This window comes from Pseudomonas sp. PF05 (assembly GCF_056521845.1).
The window spans coordinates 71,718-87,453 of record NZ_JBWLPW010000002.1; the positions used below are offsets into that span (position 1 = coordinate 71,718).

Consider the following 15,736-nt stretch of genomic DNA (forward strand, 5'->3'; position numbering starts at 1 on the left):
GTGCTTGCTCCCGCTGCGCGGCGTCCATAGGACCCGTGTAGGACCCGTGTAGGAGCTGTGTAGGAGCTGTGTAGGAGCTGTCGAGTGCAACGAGGCTGCGATCTTTCCCCCAACACTTAAATCCCAAGCGAAAGATCAAAAGATCGTCCGAACGCGGCCCGAGCCTTCGGCAGCTCCTACACAACCAGCAGGAACAAGGTGCTACCTAACTGCCGCTTGTAGCCAAAATACTGGCAACCTGTTGCGGCTGGCAGTTGAGGTACGCCGAACGCTTGAGCCACCTTGGGTCCGGGTACCAGGAAAACATGAATTGTCCACCCTTGAGCTTGTCGATCACCTGGCGCGCCACCTGGGGGCGTACGGCAGGGCAACCCTGGCTGCGTCCGATGCGTCCCTGGCGCACGCTCCATAACGGGTTCACATAGTCGGCGGCATGGATCACGATCGCTCGGTCACGGGCCAGGTCATTGAAGCCTGGCTCCAGGCCGTCCATGCGCAGCGAATAGCCGTGGGCACCCTGGTAGCTCTCCTGGGTGCGAAACAGGCCAAGGCTGGATTGGTAACTGCCCAGGCGATTGGAAAATTGCGTAGCGAAGTTTTCCCCGGATTTTTGCCCGTGGGCCACCAGGTCGCGCAATACCAGCTTCTTCTGGCGCAGGTCGAAGATCCACAGGCGACGGGCCGTGGAGGGTTGCGAGTAGTCGATGACCGCCAGGTGGCGGGCCTGGCTGGCGCCATTGGCGAGCGCACATTGCATGGCGCTCAAGGCACTTTTGAGCGCCAGGGGATTGAGTTCCGGCGCTACGTGGGAGAGGCTGTTGTAAAGCGTTTGCGAATTCGCCTTTTTTTCCGCCAGCGCCGGGCTGCAAATGGCACCCAGGCCCAGGATGACCAGACAGACTCGGCGCAAAAAGCCCTGTACAGGCGAAGCGTTTCCAGCGTGGTGTTCGTTCGCGGCATCCCGTCCGATTTTGTTTGTATGCATGATGGCGGGTCGTACCTATCGCAAAATTCACCGTCAACGAGACGGCCATGGATTGGAGTAAAGCAGTTGTTCAAAAAGTCCGCATGTTACCTGAGCCTTTTATTGCTCACTGCGCCATTGGTCGCGACAGCCGAAGATAGCGATCCGGCACTCGTGCAGACCACATTGGCGCAATTGGCGGTCACTTGCCCGGGCGTGGTGGCGGACGGCGACTTTCCGACGTTGCTCGACTTGCAGGCGTTCTATCAGCAAAACGCAGGCCAGGAAGTCTGGTCGGACAACGAACGACGCAGGACGTTGCAGGTCCAGTTGCAACAACTGGCCGACGACGGCCTGGATCCCGCGAGCTATGGCCTGCCGGCCCAGGGCGCAGACCAGGGCGGTCATTGCATCGACATCGCCACCAGCCAGCGCTATCTGCAGGCCTTGCATGACCTGCGTTTCGGCTATTTGCCCCAAGACCGGCTGGAGCCAGTATGGAGGGCCAACCCGCCGCCACAGGATCATCAGGCCGTGGTGCTCGCCATCGCCGGGCTAGGCCTGCAGAACGTCGCCGATGCCTTTGAACAGGCGCGGCCGAACCTGGACCTCTATCGCAACCTGCGCGACCTCTATGCCCGGCTGCGGCAACAGCCTTTGTCCAACTGGCAACCCGTGCCGGGTGGGCCGCTGCTGCAACCGGACAAGCAGGACGCCCGCGTACCCGCACTGGCCCAGCGACTGTTCAACGAAGGTTACCTGAGCGCGCCGCCGCTGCTTAGCGACGAGCACTACAGCCCCACGCTGGTGGACGCGATGAAAAGCTTCCAGGCCCAGCATTCGCTGCAGGCCGATGGGGTGGTGGGACCGTGGACCGTTACCGAGCTGAACATCAGCCCGGCCATGCGTCGCGAGCAGTTGCGCATCAATCTGGAGCGCATGCGCTGGCTGGCTCAGGACGTAGAAACCGACAGCGTCCTGGTCAATGTAGCGGCGGCCCAGTTGACGGTTTACCGAGGCGGCGCCCCGGTCTGGCAAACCCGCACCCAGGTAGGCCGTGCGCAACGGCAGACACCGTTGCTCAAATCCCATATCACCCGACTGACGCTCAACCCGAGCTGGACCGTACCCCCGACCATCATGCGTGAAGACAAATTGCCCGAGATCCGCCGTGATCCGGAGTTTCTCCGCCGCAACAACCTGCGGATCCTCGACAGTGATGGCCTGCCGTTGCAGGCCGAGGATGTCGACTGGGATCATCCGGGCAACCTCATGTTGCGCCAGGATCCAGGTCCGAAGAACCCGTTGGGCAAAATGGCGATCCGCTTTCCCAACCCGTTCTCGGTGTATCTGCATGACACACCGAGCCAGGCGCTGTTCAGCAAAGGTCCGCGGGCCTTCAGTTCGGGCTGTGTGCGAATCGAACAAGCGATGCACTTGCGCGACCTGCTGGTAAGCCCGGCCGAGCGTGCACGCACCGACACGCTACTGGCCACTGAGACGACCCATGAGTTCAGGCTGGCCCGGCCCGTGCCGATCCTGCTGGGGTACTGGACAGTACAAGCGGACAGTCAGGGCCAGGCGATGTATATCCCGGATATCTATGGGCGTGACGCCAGACTGTCTGCTGCCCATGGCCGCGCACTCTGAGATCAAGCGCAGGCAGTGGCGATTGGCCCGTGCGTGGTCTCGTCGAGCGTTGCAAATAACCGCTGGCCGATGACGCGAGCGGCCTGCAAGTGCAGGTGCGGATCGGCGGTTTCCGATTCGAGCAAACGTTGGGAACTCACCACGCGGGCGCCGCAGTAATCGAAAATGCCATGGTCGATCTGCGTGGTCATCGCCTCGCCGTAGCCGTGGCGCTGAAAGCTGTCGGCATCGGCGCCACCGACTGCCACCAAGTGCACCCGCAAGTGCTGCAGTTGTTGGGCAAACGGCTTGTCGAGGCTGAAATCGAACGCCCAGCCGTTGGAAAACACCCGGTCGATCCAGCCCTTGAGCAACGCCGGCATGGACCACCAGTAAATCGGATAGACCAGCACCAACGCATCGGCACGGTCGATCCTGGCTTGCTCGGCCAGCACATCCGCAGGCGGCGCGGCCTCGCGATGGTGGACCGCATGGTCGGCAAAACTGAAACGCGGATCGAAGCCTTCGGCGGCCAGGTCGGCGATCTCGAGCGTATTGGCGGGGTTGGCGCGGGTAATGCCCTCGGCGATTTCTCCGGCCAGGCTGTGGGTGAGGGAGCGTGGGTCGTGATGGGCAATGACGATGAGTGCATGCATGGCGAAACTCCTTCTGGTCAGGCAGTCTGGAAGACAGGTATGCTGGGTTAAGTTACGATTAGTAAGTTACGATTGGTAAAGTTAGCATGTCAAGCACTGACGAACATTCGCAGTCTTCACCCCGTCGTCGTTTATCCCGGCATGACCGGCAACGACAATTGCTGGATGTCGCCTGGCGACTGGTGCGCGAGGAGGGCAGCGACGCCCTGACGCTGGCTCGGTTGGCGGACCAGGCGGGGGTGACCAAGCCCATCGTCTACGACCACTTCATCACCCGGTCCGGGTTGCTGGCGGCGCTGTACCAGGATTTCGACGCCCGCCAGACCGCGCTGATGGACGCGGCCCTGGACGCGAGCGACGCCACCCTGCAAAGCAGGGCTTCGGTGATTGCTTGTTCCTACGTCGAGTGTGTGCTGTTGCAAGGTCGAGAGATTCCCGGGGTGATCGCGGCGTTGACCAGCTCGCCGGAACTGGAACGCATCAAGCGGGAATACGAGGGAATTTTCCTCGACAAGTGCCGCGCCGTGCTGGAACCGTTCGCCGGCACGAAGGGCATCACCCAGGCCGGTTTGCGGGCGATGCTGGGGGCGGCAGAGGCCCTGTCCAATGCTGCTGCCACCGGGGAGATCAGCGCTCACGAGGCGAAGGAAGAGCTGCTGGTCAGTATCGTTGCGATGGTGACCAGGACCGTCGAGACCTCTTCAAGCTGAACCACCGCTATCGCGAGCAAGCCTCTCCTCAGGGCTGGCTGCACTTTTATGAAGCCGCAGGCGGGGTGATCGCACCATCGCAAGGCAGTTGGCGGGGCTTGCGCAGCGGAGGTGGGCGCCGGTTGGCTTGCGGTGACTGAGCTGGCATCTTCGCGGACAAGCCCGCTCCCACAGGGGGGTGTGGCTGATCGGGAGGGCGTGAACAGGGTTGTGAAGGAGGTTTGGCACGCTCGCTGCAAGAGGCTACCCAGGCCCGCCGCGAATACAGTCGAGTGGGCAACCCCGTCGGTCAACGAAGATCGAGTGCCAGCAGGCCGGGGGACAACGGTAGGTCAGGGCGCAGTCGCCGGGCCGATACCGCACAGAACAGGCAAAGACGCCTGGAACCGCAAGGTTTCAGGCGTCTTTTTTTTGCTTTCAAAATCGTGATGGGCTTTTGTCGGGTGCTTTTATGAACTCCAACGTTGCTTCTCTGAACAAGCTGCAAACGCTGATCGTGATCGGCAATGGCATGGTCGGCCATCACTGCGTCGAGCAATTGATCGAGCGCGGTGCCCTCAATCACTACCGCGTGCATGTATTCAGCGAAGAGCCGATGCGTGCCTATGATCGCGTGCATCTGTCCGAGTATTTCTCCGGCCGCGATGCCGAGTCCCTGGCCCTTGGCGAAGCGTCGTTGTACCAGACTCCCGGCGTCACGTTGCACCTGGGTGTGCCGGTACTGGAAATCGACCGTGACGCGCATCAAGTGGTGACCGCCCATGATCGCCTTCACTACGACAAGCTGGTGCTCGCCACCGGTTCCTACCCGTTCGTGCCACCGATTGAAGGCGCCGAAGGCGATTCGTGCCTGGTTTATCGCACCCTCGAGGACCTGGACGCGATCCGCGCGGCCGCCAGCAATGCGCGCCGTGGCGTGGTGGTCGGTGGCGGCCTGCTGGGCCTGGAGGCGGCCAATGCCCTCAAGACCCTGGGCCTCGAAGCCCATGTGGTGGAATTCGCCCCCCGACTGATGCCGGTGCAATTGGACACCCAGGGCGGCTTGGCCCTCAAGGCCCGTATCGAGAAGCTGGGCGTCGGCGTGCATCTGTCCAAGGGCACCCAGTCCATCAGCGCCGGTGAGCAGTATCGTTATCGGATGAACTTCGGCGCCGACGATTTCCTGGAAACCGACCTCATCGTGTTTTCCGCCGGCATCCGTGCCCAGGATGCCTTGGCGCGCCAGAGCGACCTGCAGATCGGCCCGCGCGGTGGCGTGGTAATCGACGACCATTGCCAGAGCAGCGACCCGGACATTTACGCCATCGGCGAATGCGCGGCTTGGAACGGCAGCATTTTCGGCCTGGTCGCCCCGGGCTACCAGATGGCCCGCAACGTCGCGGCCCGGCTGTGCGGCGAAAGCGCTGAAGCGTTCACCGGCGCCGACATGTCCACCAAGCTCAAGTTGCTCGGCGTGGACGTCGGCTCCATCGGCGATGCCCATGGCAACACGCCGGGTTCGCGCAGCTTTCAATTCATCGACGAAACCAGCGCCAGCTACCGGCGACTGGTGGTCGACGCCGACGGCAAGCGTGTGATTGGTGCAGTGCTGGTAGGCGACAACAGCTACTACGACACCTTGCTGCAATACATGCAGAACGGCATCGCCTTGCCCAAGGACGCTGCCAGCCTCATCCTCCCATCGTCCGAAGGCGCCCCGACCCTGGGCCCTGCGGCACTGCCCGAAACCGCCACAATCTGCTCGTGCCACAACGTCACCAAGGGCTCGATCTGCTCAGCCATCGACGGTGGCTGCACCGATCTGGGCCAGCTCAAATGCGACACTAAGGCTGGTACCGGGTGTGGTGGTTGCGCGGCCCTGGTCAAGCAAGTGTTCGAGCATGAATTGACGGCCCGCGGCGTCAGCGTCGACAAGAGCCTGTGCGAACATTTCGCCTACACCCGCCAGGAGTTGTATGCGCTGGTGCGGGTCGAAGGCATCATCAGTTTCGACGAACTGCTGGCCAAGCACGGCCGTGGTCACACTGGCTGCGACCTGTGCAAGCCGGCGGTGGGCTCGATCCTGGCGTCGTGCTGGAACCAGCCGATCATGGACCCGTCCCTGGTGCCGTTGCAGGACACCAACGACACCTTCATGGCGAACATGCAGAAAAACGGCACCTACTCAGTGGTGCCGCGTATCGCTGGTGGGGAAATCACCGCCGACAAACTGATCGCCATCGGCGTGGTCGCCAAGAAATACGACCTCTACACCAAGATCACCGGCGGCCAGCGCATCGACCTGTTCGGCGCCCAATTGCATCAGTTGCCGGACATCTGGGCCGAGCTGATCGAAGCCGGTTTCGAAACCGGGCATGCCTACGGCAAATCCACGCGCACGGTGAAATCCTGCGTGGGCAGCACCTGGTGCCGCTACGGCGTGCAGGACAGCGTGCAGATGGCCCTGACCATCGAGGATCGCTACAAAGGCCTGCGCTCGCCGCACAAGCTCAAGTTCGCGGTGTCCGGTTGCACCCGCGAGTGCGCCGAGGCCCAGAGCAAGGACGTCGGCGTGATCGCCACCGAGAAGGGCTGGAACCTCTACGTGGCCGGCAACGGCGGCATGCGCCCACGTCACGCCGAGCTGTTTGCCACGGACCTGGATGACGCCACGCTGATCCGCTACATCGACCGCTTCCTGATGTTCTACATCCGCACCGCCGACAAGTTGCAACGGACCTCGGTCTGGCGCGAAAGCCTGGAAGGCGGCCTGGACTACCTCAAGGACGTGATCATCCACGACAGCCTGGGCCTGGGCGCCGAGCTCGAAGCCCAGATGCAACTGGTGGTCGACCGCTACGAATGCGAATGGGCCAATGCCCTCAAGGATCCGGAGAAGCTCAAGCGTTTCCGCACCTTCGTCAATGACGGGCGCGGCGATCCGGATGTTCATTTCGTCAGGGAACGCGGCCAGCGCCGGCCGGTTCACGCCCACGAACTCCACCTGATTCCCGTTACCGAGGAGGTGCTCTGATGAGCCAGTCAAACGTCGTTCGTATTCCTGTCCGCGATGTCGCCCAACAACCGCTGCAATGGCGCGCCCTGTGCAGCCGCGACGATCTGGTGCCCAACTCTGGCGTGGTCGCCTGGCACGACGGCAGCCAAGTGGCGTTGCTGTACCTGCCCGAGCATCAGGACAAGCCGCTGTACGCCATCGACAATCGCGACCCCAAGTCCGGTGCGAACGTCATCGGCCGCGGTTTGTTGGGCAGCATCAAGGGTGACCTGGTGATTGCCTCGCCGATGTACAAGCAGCATTTCCGCCTGGAAGACGGCCAATGCCTGGAATACCCGGAGCAAAGCCTGCGGGTATGGCCGGTGCGGCTCAATGGTGATGTGGTTGAGATTGGCCAGGACTGACCAGTTTACCCATTTGTGGCGAGGGGATTTATCCCCGCTGGGCTGCGCAGCGGCCCAAAAAATCTTACGGTCGCTACGCAACCGAGCGGGGATAAATCCCCTCGCCACAGGAATGGTTTAGCTCGAATTATTGTTTGATTCGCAACCTGGGGATTAGTAATGAAAACCGCCGCCCAACTGGTGAGACTCAAGAGTGTGCAGAACCAGCAGGTCCACAGCATCGCCCCCGAGCAGACGGTGCTCGAAGCACTGCAAATCATGGCCGAGAAAAATGTCGGCGCGCTGCCGGTGATCGAGGACGGCCAGGTGGTGGGTGTGTTCAGCGAGCGGGACTACGCGCGCAAGATGGTGCTCAAGGGGCGTTCATCGGTGGGGACGACGGTGCGCACCATCATGAGCGCGCCGGTGGTCACCGCCGACAGCCAGCAGAGCATCGATCGCTGTATGGAAGTCATGACTGACAGCCACTTGCGACACCTGCCAGTGCTGGATAACGGGCAGTTGATCGGCCTGTTGTCCATTGGTGACCTGGTGAAGGAGGCGATTGTCGAGCAGGCGGATCTGATCCGGCAGTTGGAGCACTACATTCGCGGACACTGAGCCACAGGGAATTTATCGGTGGGAGCAAGCCTTGCTCCCACCGTTCAGCCCAACATCAGCAACTGCCGGATCAGATTCGGCGTACTGCCGGTCCAGCGCTTGAATGAGCGACGAAAGTTCGCCGTATCGTTGAAGCGCAAGTACTGCGCCACTTCCTCGTTGCTGAACCCCTTGACCTGATACAGATACAAGGCCACATGGGTGTGCACCCGGTCCACCTGTTGCTGGAACCCACTGTGGTGCTTGTGCAGCTTGCGCTTGAGGGTCGCCGGGCTCATGGCGAAGGCCTGGGCGGTCTGTTCCAGGCTGGGCGTCTGCTGCACATGGGCGTGCAGATAGTCGTAGAGGCAATCCAGGAAACTTGATGTGAAGCCCAATTGATCGAGCTGTTCCCGGGCTTCGATCCGCGCCACCTGGCCGGCGGTGACTGACACGTTGGGCCAGGGCTGGGCGAGGCAGTGGCGGGGCAGGCGCATCAGGTCCAGGGGACGGTCGAACTGGGTGTGCTCACCCAGGTGCACCCAATATTGCTCGACGTATCGCGGCTCGCTGTGGCGAAAGTTGCACTGCCAGGGCAGGCGTTCGCCGCTGAGCCAGGCGCTCATCGCCACCATCGAGGTCATGCTCGCCTCCAGCACGAAACGCCATTGTTCATCGGCACCGCAACTGTCGAGCCAATGGATATAGGCATAGTGCTCGTCCAACAGCAGTCTCGGGGCGGCCAACGGGCTGAGCAGCGCCTGCTGGTCGATCAGGGTTTGCAGGGCTTGATGCAGATTCTGTGCGTGACGCAAGGCGTGGCTCGCGGGCCCGTAGTGGCCCGGCAACAGCCGCTGGCCAAACAGAAAGCTGCTGTCGCTGGCATCCAGCAGGCGCCGGCTGTTGTCGATCAGGCCGAGGAACTGTTGCGGGCTGATGCGGCTCTGTCCGGCGAGGATATCCTCATGGAACAGCCCGGTGCCGCGTAGCAGGCGATGACTGTCGATGTCCCGCGACAGCGCCAGGTCGATCAGCGCGGCAGGTTGATAGTGCCCCGGAATGAAGCGGCTGTCGGTTTCGTACCAGCAGGTCTTGAGTGTCATGCGCTTTTCGCCAACGTGGTCCGGCACTGGGCCAGTGCCAGGTTCAGGCGTTTGAGCAAGGCCTCGGGGGATTCGTCGAACGCCATCACCACCGCCGTGCTGGCGACCAGCTGCAACCGTTCGCTGTGTTGCCGGGTCTTGTGGGCCAGGCTGCGAATGGCAATTTCCAGCTCCAGGGCCAGGCGCCGGGCCTGGCTCTCGCCGGTGTCGGGCAGCAGCACCACGAAGCGATCACCGGCCAGGCGGCACAGCAGATCCTGGCGCCGCAGGTTCAGTACCAACAACTGGCTGACGGCCTGCAGTACCGCGTCGCCCTCGCCGTGGCCGAAACGCTGGTTGATGGCCGTGAAGTTGTCCAGGTCCAGGGCCAGCAGCGACAAGGGTTGCTGGCGGCGTCGACTGTCTTCCAGGCTGGCGGACAGTTCGTGCTTGAGAAAGTCGGCGCCGCCCAACGGCGTGAGTTTGTCGAACAGGCGATGCTCACGGAACAGCCGCTCGCGCTTCTCCATCTGCCCGTTGATTGCCAGTTGCTCTCGGTGCCAGTGATAGATACCGAGGGTCAGCAGGATCATGCCCACCGGCATCGGCCCGGATTCGAGCCAGTGGTCCCAGGTGATGCTGTCGGGCAGGCGGATGAATTCGTCGAGGCTGTCGATCCACCAGGAAAAAAAGATGCAGCCCAGGCCCAGGATCAAGTAGTTGGTCACCCGTCCGGCCGGCCGGCTTTTGAGCACCAGCCCCAGCCAGACCAGCGCCAGCAGCGCCGAGCCACCTTCGCCGAGGATGTCCAGCCAGACCCATTCGCTGACGGGTTTGAGTTCGCCGCAGGCCAAGTGCAGCATCAACCCGAGGTTGGCCGCCAGCAGGAGCAGGGCGAGTTTGAGACGGTGCGGGCGCAGCACGGAGAACATGGCCGGAATCCTTTGCCAGAAGCGGAATGCGGCCCAGCACAGCAGATGAATGTGACAGTGCGGTGACGGCAGGGGATGGGGTGGGGGAGGTCGAATCAGCTCATGCATTGTCTGAACTTTTCATTCATGACATCGCCACCTATCTCAGTTGTGGCGAGGGGATTTTGTGGGGGCAAAGCTTGCTCGCGATGAAGACGACGCGGTTTTTCAGGGAATCGAGGCGCCTGCATCGCGAGCAAGCTTTGCTCCCACAGCGGTGCGACGTTTCGCCAAATTCCTTCGCCCTTCAGATTCCCTGAGCCTGTAAAAAGGTCATTTCAGCTCATTCCGGCTCGCAAGCCCCCCTAAATCAGCCGATTGCAGCCCCTGCAGCCAAACCCTGTCACAGAACCGTCATTCCCCACCCCTAGCGTGCCCTCCCAGTTGCCGGGCCATTGCCTGGCGGATTTCCGGATTCCTGGGGAGGATCACCATGTATCACCGCACAAGCACTGCCGGGCTCGTCGGTTTCACGTTCACCGCATTGGCGATGGCCGTTGCCAGTGAGCGACTGAGCGCCGCCGAGCAGACGGCCACTGAACACGTTGAAGTGGTCGGCCAGGCGGCCAGTATCGACCAGGCCCTCAAGGAGCAGCGCAGCGCCGACAGCATCAAGAGCGTGGTGCATGCCGATGGCGTGGCGCAGTTGCCGGATGAAAACGTCGCCGAAGCGGTGCAGCGCCTGCCCGGCGTCAGCGTCGAGCGCGACCAGGGTGAAGGCCGGTTTGTCAGCGTGCGCGGCCTGGGGCCGGACCTCAACAGTGTGACCATCAACGGCACGCTGGTACCGGCTCCGGAAAGCGAGCGTCGAGCCGTTGCCCTGGATGTGCTGCCTTCGGAACTGGTGCAATCGTTGTCGGTGATCAAGACCCTGACGCCGGACATGGACGCCAATTCCCTGGGAGGCACGGTGGACGTCAAGAGCCTGTCGGCTTTCGACCACAAAGGCCTGTTCTACACCGGCAGCAGCGAAGCCAGCTACGACAAGAACACCAGCCAGACCAGCCCGAAATTCTCCGGCGCCATCAGCGACCGTTTCAGCCTCGGCGACGGCATCGACAACTTCGGCGTGGCCGCGGCACTGAGCTGGCAGAAGCGTGACTTCGGTTCGGACAACGTCGAAACCGGCGGCGCCTGGGACTTCGAGCAAGGCTCGCGCCTCGAAGAGTTCGAACAGCGCGACTACGACATCAGTCGCGAGCGTGCCGGTGGCGGGTTGAACTTCGACTACAAGCCCGATGACTTGAGCAGCTATTACCTGCGCACGTTGTACAGCCGCTACAAGGACAGCGAAACCCGCAACGCCGCCAGCATTGCCTTCGAGGACCCGCAAGCAGCCGGCGAACTGGGGAATGCCGAGGGCAAGCGCAAACTCAAGCAACGTGAAGAAACCCAGGAGATCCAATCCTACGTGCTCGGTGGCGAGCGCCTGTTCGGGCTCTGGACCCTGAGTGGCCAGGGCGGCTACAGCCAATCCAGCGAAGACAGCCCCGGCCACATCGCCGGTGCCACCTTCAAAGGCATCGACGATTTCAGCGGCGGCTTCTACGACAACGACAAACCGCGGCCGATCATTGGCTCGGGGTTCTATGATCCGGCGAACTTCAGCCTCGACAAGGTCGATTGGGAAGAGCAGAAGACCACCGACACAGAGAAAAACCTGCGCTTGGACCTGGCCCGGGACTATGACTTGAGTGGTTACGCTTCCCAAGTCAAATTCGGCGGCAAAGTCAGTCGACGCGACAAGGATAATGACCTCGATGCCTGGGTCTACGAAGACTTCGATGATTTGGGCTTCACCGATGACCAGCTCAACCTCGGGCAATTCCAGAAAGGTAACGTCGATTATCGCCTCGGCCGCTTCGGCCCGGGCATCAGCGCCGATGCCATCAAGCAACTGCTGGGCGGTCTGAATCGCGATGAGTTCTTTGACGAGCAGGAGTCGCGAGTCAACGACTTCAAGATGAGCGAGGACATCAACGCCGCCTACCTGATGAACACAGTCGATATCGATGACTGGCGCTTCATCGCCGGCATGCGCTACGAGGGCACCGAATTCGACGCCAAGGGCACCGGCGTCACTGACGGCGTATTCACCGACACCGAGACCCGCCGCAAGTATCACCACTGGTTGCCGGGCCTGCACGCGCGCTACCAACTGGACAAGAACACCCAGGTGCGTGCGGCGTGGACCAAATCCGTGGTGCGTCCGACCTTCGGGCAATTGGCACCGGGTTTTGTCATCGACGATGACGAGGCCTCCTTCGGCAACCCGGACCTCAAACCCCTGGAGTCGAGCAACCTGGACCTGGGCATCGAGCACTTCATGGGCCACGCCGGTACGGTCTCGGCCTTCGTGTTCTATAAGGACATCAAGAACTTCGTCTACAACACCGACCTGGCCGGCACCGGTGCCTGGACCGATTTTTCAGAAGCCCACAGCTACGCCAACGGCGACAGCGCCAAGCTGTATGGCCTGGAATTGGCCTACTCGCAAAAATTCGACTGGCTGCCGGCGCCCTGGAACGGCCTGCTGCTCGGCGCCAACACCACCTTCAGCCGTTCGGACGCCGAGATCGAGGGCTTCGACCAAGCCAGTGGTACCCAGCGCAAACGCAGCATCGACCTGCCAAACCAGTCGGACACGGTCGGCAACCTGATGCTGGGTTGGGAAAACGACAAGCTGAGCCTGCGGTTGTCGGCCAACTACAAGTCAGCGTACCTGTTCGAGCTGGCATCCATCGGCGACCGCGACCATGACCTGTACGTCGACGCCCAGACCTTCGTCGATTTCAGCGCGCGCTATTCGCTGACCAAAAACCTGCAAGTCAGCCTGGAAGCCCAGAACCTCACCGACGAGCCCTATTTCGTCTACACCGGCCACCGCTCCTACAACGGCCAGTACGAAGAGTACGGCCCGACCTACAAGCTGGGACTGACCTTTACCCATTTCTAGATTGCGAGGCTGATCACGTGTGGCAATGCCACAGAAGTGAGCAGCAAGCCCATTTGAATCTGACTGAACGACAAGGATTTTCCCGTTGAACACGATGTTTTTCCTGCCCAAGCGCTACCTACTGGCGATGGCGATCAGCCTGGCGTCAGCCGCCGCCCTGGCGGCTTCCCCAGCGCCCAAGTTCAAGCTGCAACCTTGGTCTCAAGCCGAGCAATTGTCGATCAACGCCCTGGCATTCCTGCCCGGCCCTTCGACGACCGAGCGACTGGCCAGTGCCCGCGAAGGCTTGTTCTTGCTCGATGCCCAAGGTCGCGAACTGACGCGCCTGAAGGGCACCTTCGAAAGCCTCGACAGCCGTAGCCAGGGCGCGAACGTGCTGGTCGCCAGCCTCGACAGCACGCGCCAGCAAGCCCTGGTCGTGAGCCTCAATCCGCAACACCGTCAGTGGGGCCTGCCGTTGTACCTGCCCGCGCGGGATTTTCCGGTCAACGGCCTGTGCCTGTACCGCGACGAGGCGAGCAACCTGTTTGTGTTTCTGGTCGGCGAGGAGGGCAAGGGCGAGCAATGGTGGGTAGGCAATGGCGAGCGTTTGGGCGACACCGCGCAACGAGTGCGCGGCCTGCCGTTGCCGCCGGACGCCAAGACCTGCCAGGTGCAGGACAACGCCAATCAATTGTTCGTCAACGAAGAACGGGTGGGCTGGTGGGCTTATCCGGCATCCTCGGAGGCCGAGGCCGTTAGGGTTCCCGTAGCGATGCGTGCACCGTTCGGCGACCTCCAGCAAAGCGCCGGCGCCATGGCCGTGTTGCCGGGAGGCCTGTTGGGGCTGGACCCGGAAGCGGCGCAACTGCATGTGTATCAGCAACAGGGAGAGGGTTGGAGTGCCAAAGCCAACCTGCCGTTGGCGGGCCTGAAAGAACCAGAAAACTTCGCCGCGCGGCTGACGAAAACTGGCGTCGAAGTGCTGCTGCGCGACGATGACAACGGGCACCTGTACCAAGGCGAAATCAGCTGGAAACCCACGCCGGTGCCCTTGCCGCCGGTTCTGCCCACAGTGGCTGCCATCGTCCAGAGCGAGCCGGTGGCCCGCCAGGGCGATGCAGCCGATGACCCGGCGATCTGGGTCCATCCGACGACGCCCGGGCTGAGCCGGGTGTTGGGCACCAACAAGAAGCAAGGCCTGCTGGCCTATGACCTGCAAGGCAAGTTGCTGCAGGAACTGGCGGTCGGGCGCCTGAATAACGTCGATGTGCGGGCGAACTTCAAGCTGGGCACGCAAACCGTCGATCTGGCCGTGGCCAGCAACCGAGATCGCAACAGCTTGAGCCTGTTCAGCATCGACCGCGCCAGCGGCGAGTTGCGCGAAGCGGGCGAGATTGCGACGTCATTGAAGCAAATCTACGGCATCTGCCTGTTCCAGCCTGCCGAAGGTGAACTGTATGCCTTCGCCAACGGCAAGGACGGGCGCTTCGTGCAGTACCGCCTGAGCGCGCCGGACGGTGTGGTGAAAGGCGAGTTGGTGCGCCAGTTCAGTGTCGACAGCCAGCCTGAAGGTTGCGTCGCCGACGAGCAACGCCAGCGCTTGTTTCTCGGTGAGGAGGACGTCGGCGTCTGGGCGGTGGATGCCCGGGCCGACCAACCGGCGACCTTGAGCCGTGTGATCAAGGTCGGCCCGTCGTTGCACGCCGACGTCGAAGGCATGGCCTTGTACCAGGCCAACGGCCACGACTATCTGGTGATTTCCAGCCAGGGCAACGACAGCTACCTGGTGCTCGATGCCGAACCTCCCTATGCCGTGCGCGGCGCCTTTCGGATCGGTCTGAACGCGGCCGCAGGCATTGATGGTGCGTCGGAAACCGACGGCCTGGAGGTGACCTCGACGAACCTCGGCGGGCCTTGGAGCCAGGGCATGCTGGTGGTCCAGGATGGCCGCAAGCGCATGCCCGAGCAAACCCAGAACTTCAAGTTCGTGCCTTGGGCCGACGTGGCCGAAGCGCTGCGCCTGCCTTGAGCGACGCTGTCATCAACCGGTCACGAACATTTCATCGAATAACCGCCAGACAGGAGTTTCAACCATGCAAGCCACTTTGGAACACATGACGATCTGGGGCCTGATCAGTGACGCGAGTCTGCTGGTCAAGGCGGTCATGCTCACGTTGCTGCTGGCCTCGTTATTGAGCTGGTACCTGATTATCCAGCGCAGCGCCGTGCTGCAACGCAACGAGCGCCAACTCAACGGTTTCTTGCAGCGCTTTCGCAGCGCCCAGGATCTGCTGCCCTTGTACCGGGAACACGCGCAGGTCGGCGAAGACGACGGTGGTGTCTCCCCGATTTTCCAGGCGGGTGTGTTGGCCTTCACTCAGCTCAACCAACCTTCAAGCACGCCACAAGTGGTGCTTGAAGGCGTCGAGCGCTCGTTGCAGGTGGCGATCAGCGAACAGGAAATACAGCTGGAAAAAGGCCTGCAGTTTCTCGCCACCGTCGGCTCGGTCAGCCCCTACATCGGATTGTTCGGCACCGTCTGGGGGATCATGAATGCCTTTATCGGCCTCTCCCAGGTGCAACAAGCGAGCCTTTCCACCGTGGCGCCGGGCATTGCCGAGGCGTTGATCGCCACGGCCATCGGCTTGTTCGCGGCGATCCCGGCGGTGATTGCCTATAACCGTTTTGCTGCTCGCGGCCAGACCCTGCTGACCCGTTACTACGCCTTCGGCAACGAGCTGCAGGCACGTCTGCACCGCAAGCTGCACGGTGCCCCGGTGAACCTGGCCACGGCCGCTTGAGAGGAGA

The 15,736-nt window shown here is 62.1% G+C and carries 12 protein-coding genes; 8 read left to right on the top strand and 4 right to left on the bottom strand.

Features of this window, described 5'->3' with window-relative positions:
• Window positions 1-205: 205 nt before the first annotated feature.
• Window positions 206-889: a murein L,D-transpeptidase catalytic domain family protein gene (locus AC09SL_RS05400; protein ID WP_058543713.1), complete on the bottom strand. Its 684-nt coding sequence runs from the start codon at window positions 887-889 to the stop codon at window positions 206-208.
• Between the two features lie 162 nt (window positions 890-1,051).
• Here AC09SL_RS05400 and AC09SL_RS05405 point away from each other — a divergent pair, with 162 nt between their 5' ends.
• Window positions 1,052-2,614 (top strand): L,D-transpeptidase family protein, encoded by a 1,563-nt coding sequence (locus AC09SL_RS05405; protein WP_058543699.1) that lies wholly within the window; start codon window positions 1,052-1,054, stop codon window positions 2,612-2,614.
• A gap of 2 nt (window positions 2,615-2,616) precedes the next feature.
• Here the strand turns inward: AC09SL_RS05405 and AC09SL_RS05410 are convergent, their stop codons facing one another.
• Window positions 2,617-3,249: an NAD(P)H-dependent oxidoreductase gene (locus tag AC09SL_RS05410; RefSeq protein WP_058543698.1), complete on the bottom strand. Its 633-nt coding sequence runs from the start codon at window positions 3,247-3,249 to the stop codon at window positions 2,617-2,619.
• A gap of 86 nt (window positions 3,250-3,335) precedes the next feature.
• On the opposite strand from AC09SL_RS05410, the gene AC09SL_RS05415 reads away from it, so the two are divergent.
• The 4 genes from AC09SL_RS05415 to AC09SL_RS05430 all read left to right on the top strand — a co-directional run bounded on the left by AC09SL_RS05415 (window position 3,336) and on the right by AC09SL_RS05430 (window position 7,958).
• On the top strand, window positions 3,336-3,959 hold the full coding sequence (locus AC09SL_RS05415) for a TetR/AcrR family transcriptional regulator (RefSeq protein ID WP_058543697.1): 624 nt from the start codon (window positions 3,336-3,338) through the stop codon (window positions 3,957-3,959).
• Window positions 3,960-4,410: 451 nt separating this feature from the next.
• Window positions 4,411-6,972: a nitrite reductase large subunit NirB gene (gene nirB / locus AC09SL_RS05420; protein ID WP_058543696.1), complete on the top strand. Its 2,562-nt coding sequence runs from the start codon at window positions 4,411-4,413 to the stop codon at window positions 6,970-6,972.
• Complete coding sequence (nirD, locus tag AC09SL_RS05425) at window positions 6,972-7,358, top strand: nitrite reductase small subunit NirD (protein WP_058543695.1); 387 nt, start codon at window positions 6,972-6,974, stop codon at window positions 7,356-7,358. Before nirB ends, nirD begins: the two co-directional genes overlap by 1 nt.
• A 159-nt stretch (window positions 7,359-7,517) precedes the next feature.
• The gene (locus AC09SL_RS05430) at window positions 7,518-7,958 is read left to right on the top strand and encodes a CBS domain-containing protein (protein WP_003202071.1); all 441 of its coding nucleotides are present in this window, start codon (window positions 7,518-7,520) and stop codon (window positions 7,956-7,958) included.
• A 44-nt stretch (window positions 7,959-8,002) separates the two neighbouring features.
• Here the strand turns inward: AC09SL_RS05430 and AC09SL_RS05435 are convergent, their stop codons facing one another.
• Both AC09SL_RS05435 and AC09SL_RS05440 read right to left on the bottom strand, forming a co-directional pair.
• Window positions 8,003-9,040, bottom strand: a complete 1,038-nt coding sequence (locus AC09SL_RS05435) for an AraC family transcriptional regulator (RefSeq protein WP_058543694.1) — start codon at window positions 9,038-9,040, stop codon at window positions 8,003-8,005.
• Window positions 9,037-9,951, bottom strand: a complete 915-nt coding sequence (locus AC09SL_RS05440; RefSeq protein WP_058543693.1) for a GGDEF domain-containing protein — start codon at window positions 9,949-9,951, stop codon at window positions 9,037-9,039. Before AC09SL_RS05440 ends, AC09SL_RS05435 begins: the two co-directional genes overlap by 4 nt.
• Before the next feature lie 472 nt (window positions 9,952-10,423).
• Here AC09SL_RS05440 and AC09SL_RS05445 point away from each other — a divergent pair, with 472 nt between their 5' ends.
• The 3 genes from AC09SL_RS05445 to tolQ all read left to right on the top strand — a co-directional run bounded on the left by AC09SL_RS05445 (window position 10,424) and on the right by tolQ (window position 15,729).
• The gene (locus AC09SL_RS05445; protein WP_058543691.1) at window positions 10,424-12,946 is read left to right on the top strand and encodes a TonB-dependent receptor; all 2,523 of its coding nucleotides are present in this window, start codon (window positions 10,424-10,426) and stop codon (window positions 12,944-12,946) included.
• A gap of 94 nt (window positions 12,947-13,040) precedes the next feature.
• A complete protein-coding gene (locus AC09SL_RS05450) occupies window positions 13,041-14,957 on the top strand; it encodes a phytase (protein ID WP_231139232.1) in 1,917 nt (638 codons plus the stop codon).
• A gap of 64 nt (window positions 14,958-15,021) precedes the next feature.
• Entirely contained in the window at window positions 15,022-15,729 is a 708-nt protein-coding gene (tolQ, locus tag AC09SL_RS05455; RefSeq protein ID WP_058543689.1) for a protein TolQ, read from the top strand.
• The last annotated feature ends 7 nt before the right edge of the window (window positions 15,730-15,736 follow it).